This window comes from Streptomyces sp. NPDC021019 (genome assembly GCF_044333295.1).
In the GTDB taxonomy this organism is placed as follows: domain Bacteria; phylum Actinomycetota; class Actinomycetes; order Streptomycetales; family Streptomycetaceae; genus Streptomyces.
In genome coordinates, this window is the sequence record NZ_JBIRQR010000007.1 from 158,450 (window position 1) to 174,348 (window position 15,899).

Genomic DNA, 15,899 nt, shown 5'->3' on the forward strand with positions numbered 1-15,899 from the left:
GTGGTCGCCCACCTCAGGGACATTTCAGGGCCGGACTCCTTCCCGGGGGGTGGCCGAGGGCTGTCCCGTCATCCCTGGTGGATCAGCGCGCGGCGTCAGATGCGGTGCATCGCAAGGCGGAGGGACGTCCGCATACTGGATATATGGGGATGTTCCGACAACGCGGCGAGGTGCCGTAGCTGTCAGCGTACGCCCGCCAGGGACGACGGGACAGCCCTCAGGTCCCGGTTGGGTCGCGCCCGCCCGGCCTGAAAGACTGGGCACATGAGCGATTCCTCCCCCGCGGCACCGGTCGTCCTCGACCTCTGGTGCGATCTCGAATGCCCCGACTGCCACCAAGCCCTCGACGATGTGCACGCCCTGCGCGCCCGGTACGGGGACCGCGTCGCGATCCGGTTGCGCCATTTCCCGCTGGACAAGCACAAGCACGCCTACGCCGCGGCCCAGGCCGCCGAGGAGGCGACGGACCAGGGGAAGGGCTGGCCGTACATCGAGGCGCTGCTGTCCCGCACCGCCGACCTCGGCCGCACGGGCGAGCCGGTGCTCCTCACTGTGGCACGGGAACTGGGCCTGGACACCGAGGAGTTCGACACCGCGCTGATCGACGGCCGGCATCTGCTGATCGTCGACGCCGACCAGGCGGAGGGCAAGGCGATCGGCGTCACCGGCACGCCCACGTATGTGATCGGCGACGAGCGGCTGGACGGCGGCAAGAGCCAGGAGGGGCTGCGCGAGCGGATCGAGGAGATCGTCGACGGCATCCTGGCCGCACGGGACCGCTAGCGGACGGCCGCGGCCACCGGAAAGCGGGCAGAGCGGCTACAGCGCCTTGGCCAGGTTGTAGCGCGTCGTGGCGTAGCCGAGGGACTCGTACAGCCGCAGAGCCGGCGTGTTGGAGGCGAAGACGTGCAGGCCGAGCCGGTCCGCGCCCCAGGAGCGGGTGAGGTCCTCGGCGAGCAGCATCAGGGTTCTGCCGTGGCCCCGTCCCCGGTGTTCCCGACGCACCTCGACGTCGAAGACGAACCCGGCGTCGCCACCGGGCGGCAGCTCCCGGCGGGCCACCCACACATGGCCGACGACCTCACCCCCGTGCACCAGCACCTCGAAACGCACCCCGTCGGTCGCCAGTCCGTCCGGCAGGAGGGTGGCGTGGTCGGCCTCGGACTTGAGCCGGGCCTGCTCGGGCGGCACGCCGCGGGCGGCCCAGTCCTGTGCGTACGTGCGCACCGCGTCCTGCCGCCAGGCGGCGAACTCCTCGTCGTCCATCGCGCGCGAGGTGAGGCCCGCGGGAAGCCGGACGGTGTCCGGGCCGAGGTCCTTGACCATGTTGCGGCTGCGTTCGGTGTAACCGAGGGGGGCCGCGAGGCGACGGGCCGGGTCGTTGTCGGCGGGGACCTCCACCCGTACCCGGGTGCACCCCCACCCCCGCAGCACCTCTTCGGCGGCGAGCGCGGCGATGGTGCCCCGGCCGCGCCTGCGCCGGGGCTCCTCGACGCTGAGCGAGCGCAGCACCCCGGCGGTCGCGCCGAACGCGTCGTCGGTGCTGATCGCGACGGTGCCGACGGGCCGCCCGTTGTCGCACACGTCGTACTGGCGGGCCCGCGCGCCGTCGGCGCCCTGCTGAAGCGGCCCGGACGGCCGGAGTGTTGTGGTCATCAAGGGTTTGTATCCCCTGTGCGGGGCCCCGTCACGCGCTTTCGGGGGCCCCGGGGCCCGTTACGGGTCGAGGTCGTCGCCGGACCGCTCGGCGAAGATCCGCATGGCCTTCGCCGTCACCGGTCCGATCTCCGGGAAGAGTTCGCGATCGTCCACGCGGTGCACGGCCTGGACGTCGCGGAGCGTCGAGGTCAGGAACACCTCGTCGGCCTCGGCGAGAACGCTCATCGGCAGGTCGGTCTCCTCGGCCCCGGTCCACTCCACGGCCAGCGCGCGGGTGATCCCGGCGAGGCAGCCGGAGGCCACCGGCGGGGTGTGGACGCGGCCGTCCAGGACGACGAACACGTTGGAGCCGGTGCCTTCGCAGAGGCGGTCCGCGGTGTTGGGGAACAGCGCCTCGGACGCGCCCCGTTCCCGCGCCCGTGCCAGGGCGACGACGTTCTCGGCGTACGAGGTGGTCTTCAGGCCGGCGAGCGCGCCGCGTTCGTTGCGCGTCCAGGGGACGGTGATCACCGCCGTGCTGTCCGGGCGGCGCTTCACCCCGTCGAGGGCGACGACGAGGCTCGGCCCGTCGGTCCCCCGGTCCGAGCCGAGCGGGGACAGCCCGCCGGTGTAGGTGATCCGCAGGCGTCCCAGGGCGACGGGGTTGGCGTCGATCACCGCGGCGGCGGCGCGGCGGATCTCGTCGTGGTCCGGATCCGGCAGCCCCAGGCCCCGGGCGGACCGGGTGAGCCGGTCGAGGTGCCGGGTCAGCGCGAAGGGGCGCCCCTCGCTCGTACGCACCGTCTCGAAGATGCCGTCGCCCACGGTCAGCCCGTGGTCGAGCACCGACAGCCGGGCGTCGTCGGCGTCCCGCAGTCCGCCGTTGACCCAGATCCTCATAGCGCGGTCCTTCCTGTCTCCGGATACGCGCCCGACGCTACAGCGAGCAGCCGGGAGGCCTTGAGTTCGGTCTCGTCCCACTCGCGATCCGGGTCGGATCCCCAGGTGATCCCGGCCCCGGTCCCGAACCGCAGCAGCGGCGCGGGCCCGGCCCGGTCGATCCAGAACGTCCGTATCCCGACGGCGAGCGAGGCCGTACCCCGGTCGGCGTCGACCCAGCCGATCGCACCGCAGTACGGCCCGCGCGGGGCCCGCTCCAGCTCGGCGATGATCCGCAGCGCGCTGGACTTCGGCGCTCCGGTGACCGAGCCGGGCGGGAAGGCCGCCGAGAACAGTTCGGGCCAGCCCGCTCCGTCGGCCAGCCGGCCCCGGACGGTGGAGACCAGGTGGACGAGGCCCGGGTGCTTCTCGACGACGCAGAGATCGGGCACGCTCACGCTTCCGGTGGCGCAGACCCGGCCCAGGTCGTTGCGGACCAGGTCCACGATCATCACGTTCTCGGCGTGGTCCTTGGCCAGCAGGTCGTTCTCGGTCCGGCCGGTGCCCTTGATCGGCCCGGACTCCACCGTCCGCCCGTCGCGCCGGAGGAAGAGTTCCGGCGACGCGGTGGCGACCTCCACGCCGTGGCCCGGCAGGCGGATCGTTCCCGCGTACGGGGCGGGGTTGCCGCGGGCGAGCAGGGAGGTCAGGGCGTCGACGTCGGCCCCGCCGCCGGGGAGCGGTGCGGACAGCACCCGGCAGAGGTTGGCCTGGTAGACGTCGCCCGCCGCGATGTGTTCACGGATCCGCCGTACGCCCGCCGTGTAGGCGTCACGGTCCAGCGAGGAGGTCCAGTCCCCGGTGGCGGGCCCGCGCCATGCTCCGGGTACCGGAGGGGGCACTGTCTCCTTGCGCACATCGGAGAAGCGGGCGCAGACGATGCGCCCTTCGAAATCGGCGCATACCGCCCAGAAGCCGGATGAGTCGAGGGCCGCGGGATCGTGGGTCACATCCTGCAGACCGGAGGCGATGAGGCCGTCGAAACGGGCCAAGGGGGCGAGGTCGGACACATGAATGAGTCTAGGACGGCGTGCGGTGACCTGCGGCGGGGCGAGGTCACCGCAGCACGCTGCACAAACGCGTTTTTGTACTGGCCCAGGAATCCGCTAGAGTTCAACACGTCGCCGGGACGCGCAAGCGGGCCGGAAACGACAAGCGGACGTAGCTCAGTTGGTAGAGCGCAACCTTGCCAAGGTTGAGGTCGCCAGTTCGAACCTGGTCGTCCGCTCGCAGAAGGTGGGGGATTCTTCCCGAGCCCCCACCCCTGGTGGAGTGGCCGAGAGGCGAGGCAACGGCCTGCAAAGCCGTCTACACGGGTTCAAATCCCGTCTCCACCTCCAAGGACGATTAGCTCAGCGGGAGAGCGCTTCCCTGACACGGAAGAGGTCACTGGTTCAATCCCAGTATCGTCCACTGATCCGCAAGGATCACCGGTCCGCAAGGATCCCCGCGCGATTAGCTCAGCGGGAGAGCGCTTCCCTGACACGGAAGAGGTCACTGGTTCAATCCCAGTATCGCGCACGCAGTACAGGCAGTTCACCCCGCGCGATTAGCTCAGCGGGAGAGCGCTTCCCTGACACGGAAGAGGTCACTGGTTCAATCCCAGTATCGCGCACCGCCGAGAACCCCCGGTCGTCTCCACGACCGGGGGTTCTCTCGTCGTACGGTCCGTGCCCCGGCGGCACGAAGGCCGCCGGGGCACGGAGGGACGATCGGAACGGTCAGGACGAGAACAGCATCCGGCCGAAGCCCTTCTGGCGGTGGTGGCCGTAGTGCCCGCCGTGCCCGCCGTGCTGCGGCGCGCCCCAGGCGGGGGCGGGGGCATGGGCGGCAGGCGCGGCCGGGTAGGCCTGCGGGGCGGGGGGCGCGGGCGGGGCCTGCTGGGACCACTGGGACTCCAGGCGGGTGAGCGACTCCAGCTCGCCGTAGTCGAGGAATATCCCCCGGCAACCGCTGCACTGCTCGATCTGGACGCCGTTGCGGTTGTACGTGTTCATCTGCGCGTGACACTTCGGACACTGCATCATCGGCTCGGCTCCTCGCCCTCGTTGTGCCGTCGCCGGAATGTCTGCCCGGCGGCGGTCCGTTCACCCTACGACGCGTGGTCGGCGGCCAACTCGGGCGGCAACGTAGCGATTCGGGCACAGGATTCGATCATCAGCTGTTCGAGCTCGTCGGGATCCCGTTGCTCCACGGCGCACTTGACCAGGGCGAGCGCCGCCGTCTGCACCGTCAACGCGCGGGCCGGGACGTCCAGTTCGGGCCAGGGGTCCCCGTCGGCGGGCACCGCGGGCCCCCCGGCGGACCGGTAGGCGTCCAGGAAGGCGGACCAGTCCTCGGGGGGCAGGAGTCCGGCGGCGTACCAGGCGGCGGGCCGGCCGAGGTCCCATGCCGGATCACCGGCCCCCGCGTCGTCCACGTCGATGAGCAGCCAGGGCCCGTCCGGAGCGGGGTGGCGTACCAGCTGGCCGAGGTGCAGGTCCCCGTGGCACAGGAAGCCAGCCCTTTGGGCGGGTGCCGGAGCCTCGCCCCGGGCCCAGGCCGGCAGGGCCCGCCAGCCGGCCAGCACGGGCAGGGCGGCCGGGTCGCCGGAAAGGGCGGCGGACATCCTGGCGACGGCCCGCGCGGCCTTGGCCGGTCCACGCATGGGCGGGAGCCGGAACGGTGGCTCCGTCCGGTGGAGGCGGGCGAGCAGCACCGCCGCCTCGGCCCACGGGGCCGCGTCGGGGTCGGTGGGGTCCACGGGCGCGCCGAGCGGCCAGAGGGTGACCGGACGCGGGGCGGGTGTGGAGTGCCCGGAGGGATCCGGGTACCCCGGGACGGTGAGCGACTGCCCGGGGCCGGTGAGCGGCGGGAGCAGGATTCCGGTGAGTTGCGGGGCGGCGGCCAGCGCGATCCGGGCCGCCAGCGCCTCGCGGTCGATGTCGGCGGCGTGGGCCTTCGCGACGATCGCGCCGCTGCGGACCACCGTGCCGTCGGACCGGTCCGCGAGGACCTGCGGCGGCTCGCACACGCAACGCGCCCCGGCGGGGTGGGAGAGGCGGTGCGCCAGGGCGCCCAGGTCATGGACGACTGAGATCTGGGTGGTGGTCAACGGCTCCCCCGGCGGCGGTCGGCCCGGCCGTGGCACCGGTCCCGCCGTGAGCGTAACGCGAGAGCCCACCCGGTCGGGACGCCGCTGCCCGGGCCGGAGCTCCGGGGCCGGCACGCCGGGACACGGTCCCGGGGCGGTCGGTGCTGTGTGTCGGTCCGATACGGAAACGCACGGGCCCGGACAGCGCGATGCCCGGTCAGCTCCCCAGCTGACCGGACAAACGCTGCCGTCCGCCGCACCCCCGTCCCCACGGGGCTGTTGGCCGGATGTGTGGGTCCGGACCGCTCTTCCGGACCCCGGGCGCCGCTCAGCGCCCCAGCATCACCGCCACGGACGACGCCTGTGTGACCACCGCTTCCCAGCCGCCGAACACGACCGCGAGCAGGGCCGCCAGGGGAAGGACCATCGCCGTCGCCACCAAGGGGTGACGGGTGCCGGACGAACGGGTGCCGAACGCGGCGTACGCCCTGCGTCCCTGCGTACGGACCATGGTCCGTGTTGCCGTGTCCGACATGGTTCCTCTCCTGACCTGATGGGGAGCGGCGGGCGTGTGACCTCGGGGGACGAGTGCTGCGCCCGCCGCTTGACCTCAACATTAGGTAACCGGCGAGCACAGGGCGTCATGCCCGCGTACCTAATCCCGGGCCTCCCGGAGGATGAGCCGTCGTCGATCGGCGTACTCCCCTGGGTGGAGACGGACCACCGGAGGTTGGGGTCATCCCGGAGGGGACGCCCGGGCCCGTCCGGGACACTTCCGGTACTTGTCCTGCCTGCCCCGGGGCCGTGCGCGCCGGGTGACTTCACTCACGCCCACCACCCCGGGGGGCTGCCGCCCCGGCGGAGGGCGCCCTGCGGGACACCACCAGCCCGTAGGCCCGGGCGGTGGTAGCGGCCTCCGTGACGGCCGCGCCCCGGCGTGCCCGCGGTGATCCAAACTCCCCTGCCCTGCGGCCCTTTGGGCGGACCGGCCGACCGAGGGGCCCGGATTCCCCGCCCCCCGCCCCCTCTTCACCTCTCCCGCCCGGCACGGACAATCGGATCCCCCGCGAGGGCGCGGCCTCTGAGCGCGCCGGGCGCGGGGTACGTAAGCTGTGCCTCGTCAGGCGGACCAGGCAGCGGGGATGGGCAGACGATGGCGATGATGCGGCTCCGGCGCGAGGACCCGCGTCTCGTCGGCTCGTTCCGGCTGCACCGACGGCTCGGCGCGGGCGGCATGGGCGTCGTCTACCTCGGCTCCGACCGTCGCGGTCAGCGGGTGGCGCTCAAGGTGATCCGGCCCGACCTGGCGGAGGATCAGGAGTTCCGTTCGCGGTTCGCGCGCGAGGTGTCGGCCGCCCGGCGGATCCGCGGCGGCTGCACGGCCCGGCTGGTCGCCGCCGATCTGGAGGCGGACCGCCCGTGGTTCGCGACGCAGTACGTGCCCGGCCCCTCGCTGCACGACAAGGTCGCCGAGGAGGGCCCGTTGGCCGCCGCCGAGGTCGCCTCGATCGGGGCCGCGCTCTCCGAGGGTCTGGTGGCGGTGCACGAGGCGGGGGTGGTCCACCGCGACCTGAAGCCGTCGAACATCCTCCTCTCCCCCAAGGGCCCCCGCATCATCGACTTCGGCATCGCCTGGGCGACCGGGGCGAGCACCCTCACCCATGTCGGTACGGCGGTGGGGTCGCCCGGCTTCCTCGCGCCCGAGCAGGTCCGGGGCGCGGCCGTGACGCCGGCGACGGACGTCTTCTCGCTCGGCGCGACCCTGGCGTACGCGGCGATGGCCGACTCCCCCTTCGGGCACGGCAGTTCCGAGGTGATGCTGTACCGCGTCGTGCACGAGGAGGCGCAGCTCCGCGGGGTGCACGACGCGTTGGCCCCGCTGATCAGCGCCTGTCTGGCGAAGGACCCGGAGGAGCGGCCCAGCACGCTGCAACTGTCCATGCGGCTCAAGGAGATCGCGGCGCGCGAGGCGCAGGGGCTGCACGAGAGCCGGCCGCCCGCCCAGCGCTCGGCCCAGGACGCCGACCGGCCGACCGGCCGGATGGCCGACCCGTACGCCGATCAGCACACCCGCCGCTCGGAAGGCCCCTCCGCCTCGCGCCCCCAGCCGGGCAGGCGCGGCGCGCCCGCGCGTTCGGGGCCGCCGCGCACCGGTGGCTCGCGCCCGCAGCAGGCTTCGCGGGACACGACGCGCTCCGGGAAGCGGCAGGGCTCCCGGGCCGGGACGAACGGCCGACCGGGAACCCGCTCCGGGGGGCGCACGACCTCGGCGGGACGGCGTCCGGCCAATCCGCGGCTGCTGCGCCAGCGGCTGGTGGTGTTCGTCGTGGTGACGCTGCTGGTGGCGCTGGGCATCGCGGCGGCGCAGGGCTGCCAGGGTCCGGCGCGTGGACTGGGCGGCGGGACCGGCACCGAGCAGCAGTACCGGATGCCGCAGGCGTCGGCACAGGCGCAGGCCGTGCAGGAGCCGCGGTCGTCCTGACGCCGCGGCCGGCGGCGCTCAGCTCTCCGGGCGTCCCGTGGCCACCGCGTAGAAGGCGACGGCCGCCGCCGCGCCCACGTTCAGTGAGTCGACGCCGTGCGCCATCGGGATGCGGACCCATGCGTCGGCGGCCATCAGGGCCTGCGTGGACAGCCCGTCGCCCTCCGCGCCGAGCATCAGCGCCACCCGGTCCAGTCGGTGCGGGGCCGCCTCGTCGATGCTGGTGGCCTTGGCGTCCGGGGTGAGGGCGAGCAGCCGGAAGCCGGCCTCCCGTACCCCTTCCAGCGCCTTGGGCCAGGCTTCGAGCCGGGCGTAGGGGACGGAGAAGACCGCGCCCATGGAGACCTTGACGGAGCGCCGGTAGAGCGGGTCGGCGCAGTCCGGGGAGAGCAGGACCGCGTCCATGCCCAGGGCCGCCGCGCTACGGAAGATGGCGCCGATGTTGGTGTGGTCGTTCACCGACTCCATGACCACCACCCGGCGCGCGGTGGCGAGCAGTTCGTCGGATGCGGGCAGCGGCTTGCGCTGCATGGAGGCGAGCGCACCGCGGTGGACGTGGTAGCCGGTAACGCGTTCGGCCAGTTCGGGGGCGACGGCGTACACCGGTGCCGGGACCTCGTCGATGACGTCGCGCATGACGTCGACCCACTTGGCCGAGAGCAGCATCGACCGCATCTCGTACCCGGTCTGTCGGGCGCGGCGGATCACCTTCTCGCCCTCGGCGATGAAGAGGCCTTCGGCGGGTTCGCGTCGTCGTCGCAACTCGACGTCGGTCAGGCCGATGTAGTCGCTCAGCCGCGGGTCGTCGGGGTCGTCGACGGTGATGAGTTCTGCCACAGGGTGATACTGCCTTGTCCGGTGTGTGGTGCCAACGCCTGGGGTGAAGATGGGTAACCGCGGGTTACTTCACGGCCGGCCGGTTCCGGCCGGTCCCGGGTGCGGAGTGCGGGCCGACGGCGACGACCTCGCCGATGACGACCACGGCGGGCGGGCGCACGTCCTCGGCGACCGCGCGTTCGCCGACGTCCGCGAGGGTCGCGTCGACCCGGCGCTGGGCGGCGGTGGTGCCCTCCTGGACGAGGGCGACCGGGGTGGCCGGGTCCTTGCCGTGGGCGATGAGGGCGGCGGCGATGGCGCCGATCTTGTCGACGGCCATCAGCAGGACGAGGGTGCCGCGCAGCCGGGCGATGGCCTCCCAGTCGACCAGCGAGCGCGGGTCCTCGGGGGCGACATGGCCGCTGACCACGGTGAACTCATGGGCCACACCCCGGTGGGTGACCGGGATTCCGGCCGCCCCGGGGACGGAGATGGTGCTGGAGATCCCGGGGACGACCGTGCAGGGAATGCCCTCGGCGGCCAGTGCCTGGGCCTCTTCCATGCCGCGGCCGAAGACGAACGGGTCGCCGCCCTTGAGCCGGACCACGGACTTGCCCGCCTTGGCGTGCTCGATGAGCGCCTGGTTGATCGCCTCCTGGGCCATGAACCGCCCGTACGGGATCTTCGCGGCGTCGATCACCTCGACGTGCGGCGGGAGTTCGTCGAGCAGGTCGCGGGGGCCGAGGCGGTCGGCGATGACCACGTCGGCCTCGGCGAGGAGGCGGCGGCCGCGCACCGTGATCAGGTCCGGGTCGCCGGGGCCGCCGCCGACCAGCGCGACGCCGGGGGCGCGGGTGCGGTGGTGCGGGGCGGCGAGGGTGCCGTCGCGCAGGCCCTCGACGATGGCGTCGCGGATGGCGGCGGAGTGCCGGGGGTCGCGGCCCTGGGAGGTGGTGGTGAGCACGGCGACGGTCACGTTCTCGCTACGGCCGGTGGCCGGGGTCCAGGCGGTGGCGGCCTCGGCGTCGTCGGCCCTGACGCACCAGGTCCGGGTGCGCTCGGCCTCGGCGGAGGCGGCGTCGTTGGCCGTGGTGTCGGAGGAGGCGATCAGGGCGTACCAGGTGTCGGCGAGGTCGCCGTCCCGGTAGCGGCGGCGCTCCCAGCGGATCTCCCCGGCGTCCGCCATGGCCTCGACGGAGGGCGTCGCGGAGGGGGAGACCAGGGTGATGACCGCCCCGGTGGCGATGAGCTGCGGCAGCCTGCGCTGCGCGACCTGGCCGCCGCCGACGACGACGACGCGACGGCCGTGCAGACGCAGTCCTACGGGGTACGCGGGGTGGTCGGCGTGACCTGCGCGGTCGGCGTGACCTGCGTGCTCGGCGTGGTCTGCGTGCTCGGCCATGGCGGTACGGGCTCCTCGTGCGGGTGCTGCGTAGGGCCGCTGCGGCGGTGGAGCGGCTGTGACGTGCGGAAAGCTGAGGTCTGGGTCGGGAACACGATACGGGGTGGGGTGCGCCCACGGCAGGCCCGTCCCCTCCCCCGCCCCTTCCCGGGACCGGGGCGCCGCCCCGGTCCCCCTTCGTCCTCGAGCGCCGGACCGGCTGGATTCGGGGCCCCGCCCCGGACCCCGCTCCTCAAACGCCGGAGAGGCTGGTTGGGCGGCTACTTCTCCGTCACGCCCGCCGAGTCGAACGTCGCCACCTCGTGCATCGCGCGCGCCGCGCTCTGCACGATCGGGAGCGCCAACAGCGCGCCGGTTCCCTCGCCCAGTCGCAGGTCGAGGTCGACCAGCGGGCGCAGGCCCAGCTTGTTGAGCGCGGCTACGTGGCCCGGCTCCGCGCTGCGGTGGCCGGCGATGCATGCCGCCAGTGCCTCGGGGGCGATGGCACGGGCCACCAGGGCCGCCGCGCCCGCGCTCACGCCGTCCAGGATCACCGGCGTACGCAGGGAGGCTCCGCCCAGGAGGAAGCCGGCCATCGCCGCGTGCTCCAGACCGCCGACCGCCGCGAGTACACCGATCGGGTCGGCCGGGTCAGGCTGGTGCAGGTCGAGGGCGCGGCGGACGACGTCGACCTTGCGGGCGTGCATCTCGTCGTTGATCCCGGTCCCCCGGCCGGTCACCTCGGAGGCGTCGATCCCCGTGTACACGCAGATCAGGGCGGCCGACGCGGTGGTGTTGGCGATGCCCATCTCGCCGGTGAGCAGGGCCTTGTTGCCTGCCGCCACCAGGTCCCGGGCGGTCTCGATGCCCACCTCGATCGCCGCGAGGACCTCTTCCCGGGACAGTGCGGGGCCCGTCGTGAAGTCCGCTGTTCCCGCCCGTACCTTGCGGGGCAGCAGCCCCGGGGTCGCCGGCAGGTCCGTGGCCACGCCCACGTCGACGACACAGACCTCGGCGCCGACCTGGGCCGCGAAGGCGTTGCACACGGCTCCGCCGCCCAGGAAGTTCGCCACCATCTGGGCGGTGACCTCCTGCGGCCAGGCGGTGACGCCCTGGGCGTGCACCCCGTGGTCGCCGGCGAAGATCGCGACGGCCGCGGGCTCCGGGATCGGCGGCGGGCACATCCGGGAGAGCCCGGACAGCTGTGCGGAGATGATCTCCAGCATGCCGAGCGCACCGGCGGGCTTCGTCATCCGCTTCTGGCGTTCCCACGCTTCGCCGAGCGCCTTCGCGTCCAGCGGGCGGATCGCGGAGATCGTCTCCTGGAGCAGGTCGTGCGGCTCGGCGCCGGGCAGCGCGCGACGGCCGTACGTCTCCTCATGGACGACCCAGGACAGCGGGCGGCGCTTGGACCAGCCCGCCTGCATCAGCTCGGGCTCCTCGGGGAACTCGTCGACGTAACCGACGCAGAGGTAGGCCACGACCTCCAGGTGCTCGGGGAGGCCGAGCGCGCGGACCATCTCCCGCTCGTCGAAGAAGCTGACCCAGCCGACACCGAGGCCCTCGGCGCGCGCGGCGAGCCACAGGTTCTCGACGGCGAGGGCCGAGGAGTACGGGGCCATCTGCGGCTGAGTGTGCCGACCGAGGGTGTGGCGGCCGCCGCGGGTGGGGTCGGCGGTCACCACGATGTTGACCGGGGTGTCGAGGATCGCCTCGATCTTCAGTTCCTTGAACTGCTTCGCCCGGCCCTTGGGCAGCGACTTGGCGTAGGCGTCGCGCTGGCTCTGGGCCAGTTCGTGCATGGAGCGGCGGGTCTCCGCGGAGCGGATGACGACGAAGTCCCACGGCTGCGAGTGGCCGACGCTCGGCGCGGTGTGCGCCGCCTCCAGCACCCGGAGCAGGACCTCGTGCGGAATCGGGTCGCTGCGGAAGCCGTTGCGGATGTCCCGGCGCTCGCGCATGACCCGCAGGACCGCTTCCCGTTCGGCGTCGTCGTAACCGGGGGCGGGCGGGGTGAACGGCTCGGCCTGTCCGGCGGGTTCCGCGGCTTCGGCGGGCCCTTCGAGCCGCTGTGCCGCCTCCGGCTGCTGCGGTGTTTCGATGTGCTGCGGTGCCTCAGCCGTCGCCTGCCGGTCGGCGGCGGGTGCCTGGTGGTCGGGCGCCGGCGGCTCCGGGAGCTCCGGTGTCTCGATCACCTCGGGTCCGGTGCCGTCCTCGGCTTCGGGCGCGGCCAGGCCGTCCGCGGCTGCCGCCGGTGCGCCGCCGGGCTCGGAGGCGGGGGCCGGAGTGGATTCCCGCTCCCTTGCGGGCAGTTGCTGGGCCGTCGGCTCCTGGGCCTCCGTTCCCCCCGTTCCCTCGATTCCTTCCGCTTCCTCCGTCGCGGGCTCGGCGGACACCACCGGTCCCACGGGCTCCGCGGGCTCCCCAGCGACGGGCTGCACGGGCTCGGGAGCGATCGGCTCGGCCGCCGGCTCCGGCGCAACCACTTCCGGGGCCACAACCGCTTCCGGAACGGCGAGGGCTTCCGGGCTCTCGGCCACTGTTGCCGCCGGGGCCGGCTCAGGAGCAGGCTCGACGGGCCGCTCCTGCTCGGGCACCACGGCCACGGGCTGTACCACCGGCTCGACGACAGGCGTTTCCGGTGCCGGGGCCTGGGGTTCGGGGGCTGCGGCCTCCACCGGGACGGCCTGGGCCTCGGGCTCCGGGGCCGTGGCGGCACCGTGCTGCGCCGCCACCGGCTCCGGCGGCCCGGATGCGGCCACCTCATCGGCCGGAGCCGGAGCGGGAGCGGGTGCCTCTGCCGGAGCCTCCGGCCGGGCTGCCTCGGGCTCCGGGGCGACGACGGGGTCGGCGGGGGGCGTCTCCACGGCGGCCGGCTCGGGAACGACCGTTTCTGCCGGGGCGGTCTGCGGGGCCGGCTCGGGCTGCGCAGCGGCGGCGGGCTGCTCCGGCTGCACCGACTGCTCGATCGGGGCCGCCGGAACCTCCGCCGGGGCGGGCACGGCCACCGGCTCGGCCGGCTGTACCGCCTCAGCCGCCTCGACCGCCTCGACCGGCGGTACCTCCTGAACAGGCTCCTCGGCCTCGACCACGGCCTCGGTCTGTTCAACCGCCAGGGCCTGCTCGGCCACGACGGTCTCGACCGCCGGCTGCTCGGCCTCGACACTCCGAACCTGCTCGGGCTGCCGAGCCGTATCGGCCGGCACCGGCTCCGCGACGACCTGCTCCGGCTGCGGCGGCTGGGCCCCCCATGGGGCGCCGGCCTGCGGCGGGATCTCGCCCAGCTGCGGGCCGGGCAGGGTCGAGGGGTCCTCGGCCGGGACGTCGACGTACTCGGGGCCGGCCGTCGGCGGGCCCGCGTGGCGTGCGGGGGCGGCGGCCCGGGTGGCTCCGGCGGGGCCCCGGTCGGCCAGCGAGCGCACGACGCCGCCCTGCGTACCCCTGTACGTCGGGGCCTCGGCGGAGGCGGGCCCCCGGTGCAGCGGGCGGCGTGCGGGGGCTGCGGCCGTGTGCGCGGCGACCGGTGCGGGCGCGGGTTTGCGGACGCCGTCGAGGTCCACGGAGCCGGGGTCGCGGCCACCGGACTCATGGGTGCTGTGCGTCTCGGCGGCGGGAGCGGCCTGGCCCTGCTGCGCGGGGAACGGCTGCTGGGCCTGGGTGTGGGGCGCACCGGGTTCGGGAGCGGCGGGCTGCGCCACCGCGGTCTGCGCGGCGGGCTGGCCCTGCGCGGGGGCCGGGGCGGCCTGCGGGTCGCTCCAGGCGCCCTGGGAGGTCGGCATCAGCAGAAGGTCGTCGTCCTCGGGGGTGTGCTCGGAGGGGTCGAGGAAGGTGTACGCGTCCGGGGCGGGGATGCCCGGCTGCTCCACCATGCCTGCGTTCTCCGGCAGTCCCTCGCCCGGGATCTGGCCGGTGTCAGTCATGCGTACCCCTCGCCCATCGTCAGTGCTCCTTCGGCCCTTCGCCCGGGACGCCGAACCACGGCACGCCGGTGCTCGTCAACAAGAACGAGCGGGCTCGCCGCGCGGCACGAAACGCCCGCGGGGCTTCCTATTCTCGCGGCCGTTCGCCGCCGCGACAGGCAGTTCTGCCACGGCTCACTGTGGACTGCGCCACGTTGCGCGTCCCCCGGGTTGTGCCGTACCACAGTGCGGACCAAAACGGTCCACTTTTCCGGACATTGACGAACGAAGCGACGAACGGCCGGGCGCGGTACAACAATCGGCCAGCCTACCTTCCGCACCGGGCCGAGCGGGTCAGGGGGCGAGGTCCGAACGGCGTCCGGACAGCAGGAACACGACCGACCTCTCGCGCTCGGTCCAGGCGGTGGTGTCCAGGTCGACGGACTGGAGCAGCGCGCATTCGACCGTGTAGCCGTTGCCGGTGAGCGCCCCGCCGAGGGCCTCGGCCTCGTCGCGGGTCGAGGCGTGGGTCACGATGCGTTCGGGGCGGCGGTCGGCGACCGCGGTGGCCACCGGGACTCCCCCGCCGCCGATCCGTACGACGTCGGGTTCGGGCAGCCGTTCCAGGACGTGCGGGGCGCGGCCGCGGACGACCTGGACGGGGACGCCGAAGGCGCGGGCGGCGGCCTCGGTGCGGGCGCAGGCGGCCGGGTCGTCGTCCACGGCCAGGACCGCCGCGCCGAAGCGGGCCGCCTCGACGGCGAGGGCGCCGCTGCCGGAGCCGATGTCCCAGACCAGGTCGCCGGTGCGGGGGCCGAGGCGGGCCAGCTGGGCCGCGCGCAGGCCGGGGAACTCGCCCTCGCCGGACTCCTGCATCCGCTCGGCCCCGGCGGCCCGGTAGGCCTCGGCGGGCAGGGCCCAGCCCCGTATCCCCTGGGGGTAGGCGGGCTGGCGGCCGGCGATCCAGGCGCCGGCGGCGGTTGTCTCGGGGCCGCCGCCGATGACGATGACGACGTTGGGGTCGCGCCAGGCGTGGTCGGCCGCCTTGTCGGAGGTGAGGACGGTGACGCGCTCACGGGCGGTGCCGAGTTCCTCGCAGATCACGAAGGTCCGGTGGACGCCTTCGAGGAGCAGGGCCAGTTCGGCCGGTCCGGCGCCCGGTGAGGTGAGGACGGCGACCTTGTGGTGGGCCCGGCAGACGTTGACCGCGCGGCGCAGGGTGCGGGGGTGGGCGACGACGACCTGGGCGTCGTCCCAGGGCATGCCGGCCCGGGCGAAGGCGGTGGCCACGGCGGAGACGGCGGGGACGACCTCGACCTCCAGGCCGTGTTCGCGGGCGCGCAGGGTACGGACGACGCCGAAGAAGCCGGGGTCGCCGTCGGCGAGGACCACGGCGCTGCCGCGGTGGCCGGCGATCCTGCGGGCGGCGAGGTCCACGCTGCCGAGGCGGATGCGTTCGGCCTGCGGGGGCACTTCCGGCAGGGCGAGGTGGTGGGCGGCGCCGGCGACGAGCGTGGCGGCCGAGAGCGCGGCCGTGGCCGCTCTGGTCAGTGGCGAGCCGTCCCAGCCGATCACCGTGACCCGGTCGGCCATCGTCGTCTGTCTCCTGAGGTGTCGGAGGGGGCGGGGCGTTGCCCGTGCGGTGGCGGGCAGGGGTGAGAGTACCCGGTC

The 15,899-nt window shown here is 74.1% G+C and carries 12 protein-coding genes and 5 tRNA genes; 7 read left to right on the forward strand and 10 right to left on the reverse strand.

Annotated elements, in window-relative coordinates; translation table 11 throughout:
• The first annotated feature begins 264 nt into the window (after positions 1 to 264).
• Complete coding sequence (locus ACH4RG_RS29855; protein WP_397922919.1) at positions 265 to 783, forward strand: DsbA family protein; 519 nt, start codon at positions 265 to 267, stop codon at positions 781 to 783.
• 36 nt (positions 784 to 819) lie between these two features.
• Here ACH4RG_RS29855 and ACH4RG_RS29860 read toward each other — a convergent pair whose 3' ends face one another.
• Genes ACH4RG_RS29860 through ACH4RG_RS29870 form a run of 3 tightly spaced genes read right to left on the reverse strand, consistent with a single transcriptional unit; the run spans position 820 to position 3,587 of the window.
• Positions 820 to 1,656 carry a GNAT family N-acetyltransferase gene (locus tag ACH4RG_RS29860; protein ID WP_398540512.1) on the reverse strand — a complete coding sequence of 279 codons (837 nt, stop codon included), beginning with the start codon at positions 1,654 to 1,656 and terminating at the stop codon, positions 820 to 822.
• Between the two features lie 60 nt (positions 1,657 to 1,716).
• Positions 1,717 to 2,538, reverse strand: a complete 822-nt coding sequence (locus ACH4RG_RS29865; protein WP_397922915.1) for an aminotransferase class IV — start codon at positions 2,536 to 2,538, stop codon at positions 1,717 to 1,719.
• The gene (locus ACH4RG_RS29870) at positions 2,535 to 3,587 is read right to left on the reverse strand and encodes a chorismate-binding protein (RefSeq protein ID WP_397931876.1); all 1,053 of its coding nucleotides are present in this window, start codon (positions 3,585 to 3,587) and stop codon (positions 2,535 to 2,537) included. The genes ACH4RG_RS29865 and ACH4RG_RS29870 overlap by 4 nt, the downstream gene beginning before the upstream one ends.
• Before the next feature lie 145 nt (positions 3,588 to 3,732).
• Between ACH4RG_RS29870 and ACH4RG_RS29875 the strand changes: the two genes are divergently transcribed.
• The 5 genes from ACH4RG_RS29875 (at position 3,733) to ACH4RG_RS29895 (ending at position 4,192) form a co-directional block, all read left to right on the forward strand.
• A tRNA-Gly gene (locus tag ACH4RG_RS29875) sits at positions 3,733 to 3,805 on the forward strand.
• Positions 3,806 to 3,843: 38 nt separating this feature from the next.
• Positions 3,844 to 3,917 (forward strand) — tRNA-Cys (locus ACH4RG_RS29880).
• A 1-nt stretch (position 3,918) separates the two neighbouring features.
• Positions 3,919 to 3,990: transfer RNA gene (locus ACH4RG_RS29885), tRNA-Val, on the forward strand.
• 36 nt (positions 3,991 to 4,026) lie between these two features.
• Positions 4,027 to 4,098, forward strand: a tRNA-Val gene (locus ACH4RG_RS29890).
• 22 nt (positions 4,099 to 4,120) lie between these two features.
• Positions 4,121 to 4,192: transfer RNA gene (locus ACH4RG_RS29895), tRNA-Val, on the forward strand.
• Between the two features lie 106 nt (positions 4,193 to 4,298).
• Here the strand turns inward: ACH4RG_RS29895 and ACH4RG_RS29900 are convergent.
• The 3 genes from ACH4RG_RS29900 to ACH4RG_RS29910 all read right to left on the reverse strand — a co-directional run bounded on the left by ACH4RG_RS29900 (position 4,299) and on the right by ACH4RG_RS29910 (position 6,185).
• Positions 4,299 to 4,604, reverse strand: a complete 306-nt coding sequence (locus ACH4RG_RS29900) for a zf-TFIIB domain-containing protein (RefSeq protein ID WP_371622467.1) — start codon at positions 4,602 to 4,604, stop codon at positions 4,299 to 4,301.
• Positions 4,605 to 4,669: 65 nt separating this feature from the next.
• Positions 4,670 to 5,671: a phosphotransferase family protein gene (locus tag ACH4RG_RS29905; RefSeq protein WP_398540513.1), complete on the reverse strand. Its 1,002-nt coding sequence runs from the start codon at positions 5,669 to 5,671 to the stop codon at positions 4,670 to 4,672.
• A 307-nt stretch (positions 5,672 to 5,978) separates the two neighbouring features.
• Positions 5,979 to 6,185 carry a hypothetical protein gene (locus ACH4RG_RS29910; RefSeq protein ID WP_018959421.1) on the reverse strand — a complete coding sequence of 69 codons (207 nt, stop codon included), beginning with the start codon at positions 6,183 to 6,185 and terminating at the stop codon, positions 5,979 to 5,981.
• A gap of 618 nt (positions 6,186 to 6,803) precedes the next feature.
• Between ACH4RG_RS29910 and ACH4RG_RS29915 the strand changes: the two genes are divergently transcribed.
• Positions 6,804 to 8,132, forward strand: coding sequence for a protein kinase (locus ACH4RG_RS29915; RefSeq protein WP_397922909.1), 1,329 nt, complete (start codon positions 6,804 to 6,806; stop codon positions 8,130 to 8,132).
• A gap of 18 nt (positions 8,133 to 8,150) precedes the next feature.
• Here the strand turns inward: ACH4RG_RS29915 and ACH4RG_RS29920 are convergent, their stop codons facing one another.
• The 4 genes from ACH4RG_RS29920 to cbiE form a co-directional block, all read right to left on the reverse strand.
• Entirely contained in the window at positions 8,151 to 8,969 is an 819-nt protein-coding gene (locus tag ACH4RG_RS29920) for a TrmH family RNA methyltransferase (protein ID WP_397922907.1), read from the reverse strand.
• A gap of 64 nt (positions 8,970 to 9,033) precedes the next feature.
• Complete coding sequence (cobA, locus tag ACH4RG_RS29925; RefSeq protein WP_397922905.1) at positions 9,034 to 10,350, reverse strand: uroporphyrinogen-III C-methyltransferase; 1,317 nt, start codon at positions 10,348 to 10,350, stop codon at positions 9,034 to 9,036.
• A gap of 260 nt (positions 10,351 to 10,610) precedes the next feature.
• Positions 10,611 to 14,249, reverse strand: coding sequence for a nicotinate-nucleotide--dimethylbenzimidazole phosphoribosyltransferase (gene cobT / locus ACH4RG_RS29930; protein WP_398540514.1), 3,639 nt, complete (start codon positions 14,247 to 14,249; stop codon positions 10,611 to 10,613).
• A 333-nt stretch (positions 14,250 to 14,582) separates the two neighbouring features.
• Positions 14,583 to 15,821, reverse strand: coding sequence for a precorrin-6y C5,15-methyltransferase (decarboxylating) subunit CbiE (cbiE, locus tag ACH4RG_RS29935; RefSeq protein WP_397922901.1), 1,239 nt, complete (start codon positions 15,819 to 15,821; stop codon positions 14,583 to 14,585).
• Positions 15,822 to 15,899: the final 78 nt, after the last annotated feature.

What these genes read in the sequence shown, in the direction of transcription:
- ACH4RG_RS29915 (WP_397922909.1), top strand. Translation starts at nt 6,804, where the DNA reads ATGGCGATGATGCGGCTCCGGCGCGAGGACCCGCGTCTCGTCGGCTCG.
- cbiE (WP_397922901.1), bottom strand. Translation starts at nt 15,821, where the DNA reads ATGGCCGACCGGGTCACGGTGATCGGCTGGGACGGCTCGCCACTGACC.
- ACH4RG_RS29865 (WP_397922915.1), bottom strand. Translation starts at nt 2,538, where the DNA reads ATGAGGATCTGGGTCAACGGCGGACTGCGGGACGCCGACGACGCCCGG.
- ACH4RG_RS29855 (WP_397922919.1), top strand. Translation starts at nt 265, where the DNA reads ATGAGCGATTCCTCCCCCGCGGCACCGGTCGTCCTCGACCTCTGGTGC.
- ACH4RG_RS29910 (WP_018959421.1), bottom strand. Translation starts at nt 6,185, where the DNA reads ATGTCGGACACGGCAACACGGACCATGGTCCGTACGCAGGGACGCAGG.
- cobA (WP_397922905.1), bottom strand. Translation starts at nt 10,350, where the DNA reads ATGGCCGAGCACGCAGACCACGCCGAGCACGCAGGTCACGCCGACCGC.
- cobT (WP_398540514.1), bottom strand. Translation starts at nt 14,249, where the DNA reads ATGACTGACACCGGCCAGATCCCGGGCGAGGGACTGCCGGAGAACGCA.
- ACH4RG_RS29900 (WP_371622467.1), bottom strand. Translation starts at nt 4,604, where the DNA reads ATGATGCAGTGTCCGAAGTGTCACGCGCAGATGAACACGTACAACCGC.
- ACH4RG_RS29860 (WP_398540512.1), bottom strand. Translation starts at nt 1,656, where the DNA reads ATGACCACAACACTCCGGCCGTCCGGGCCGCTTCAGCAGGGCGCCGAC.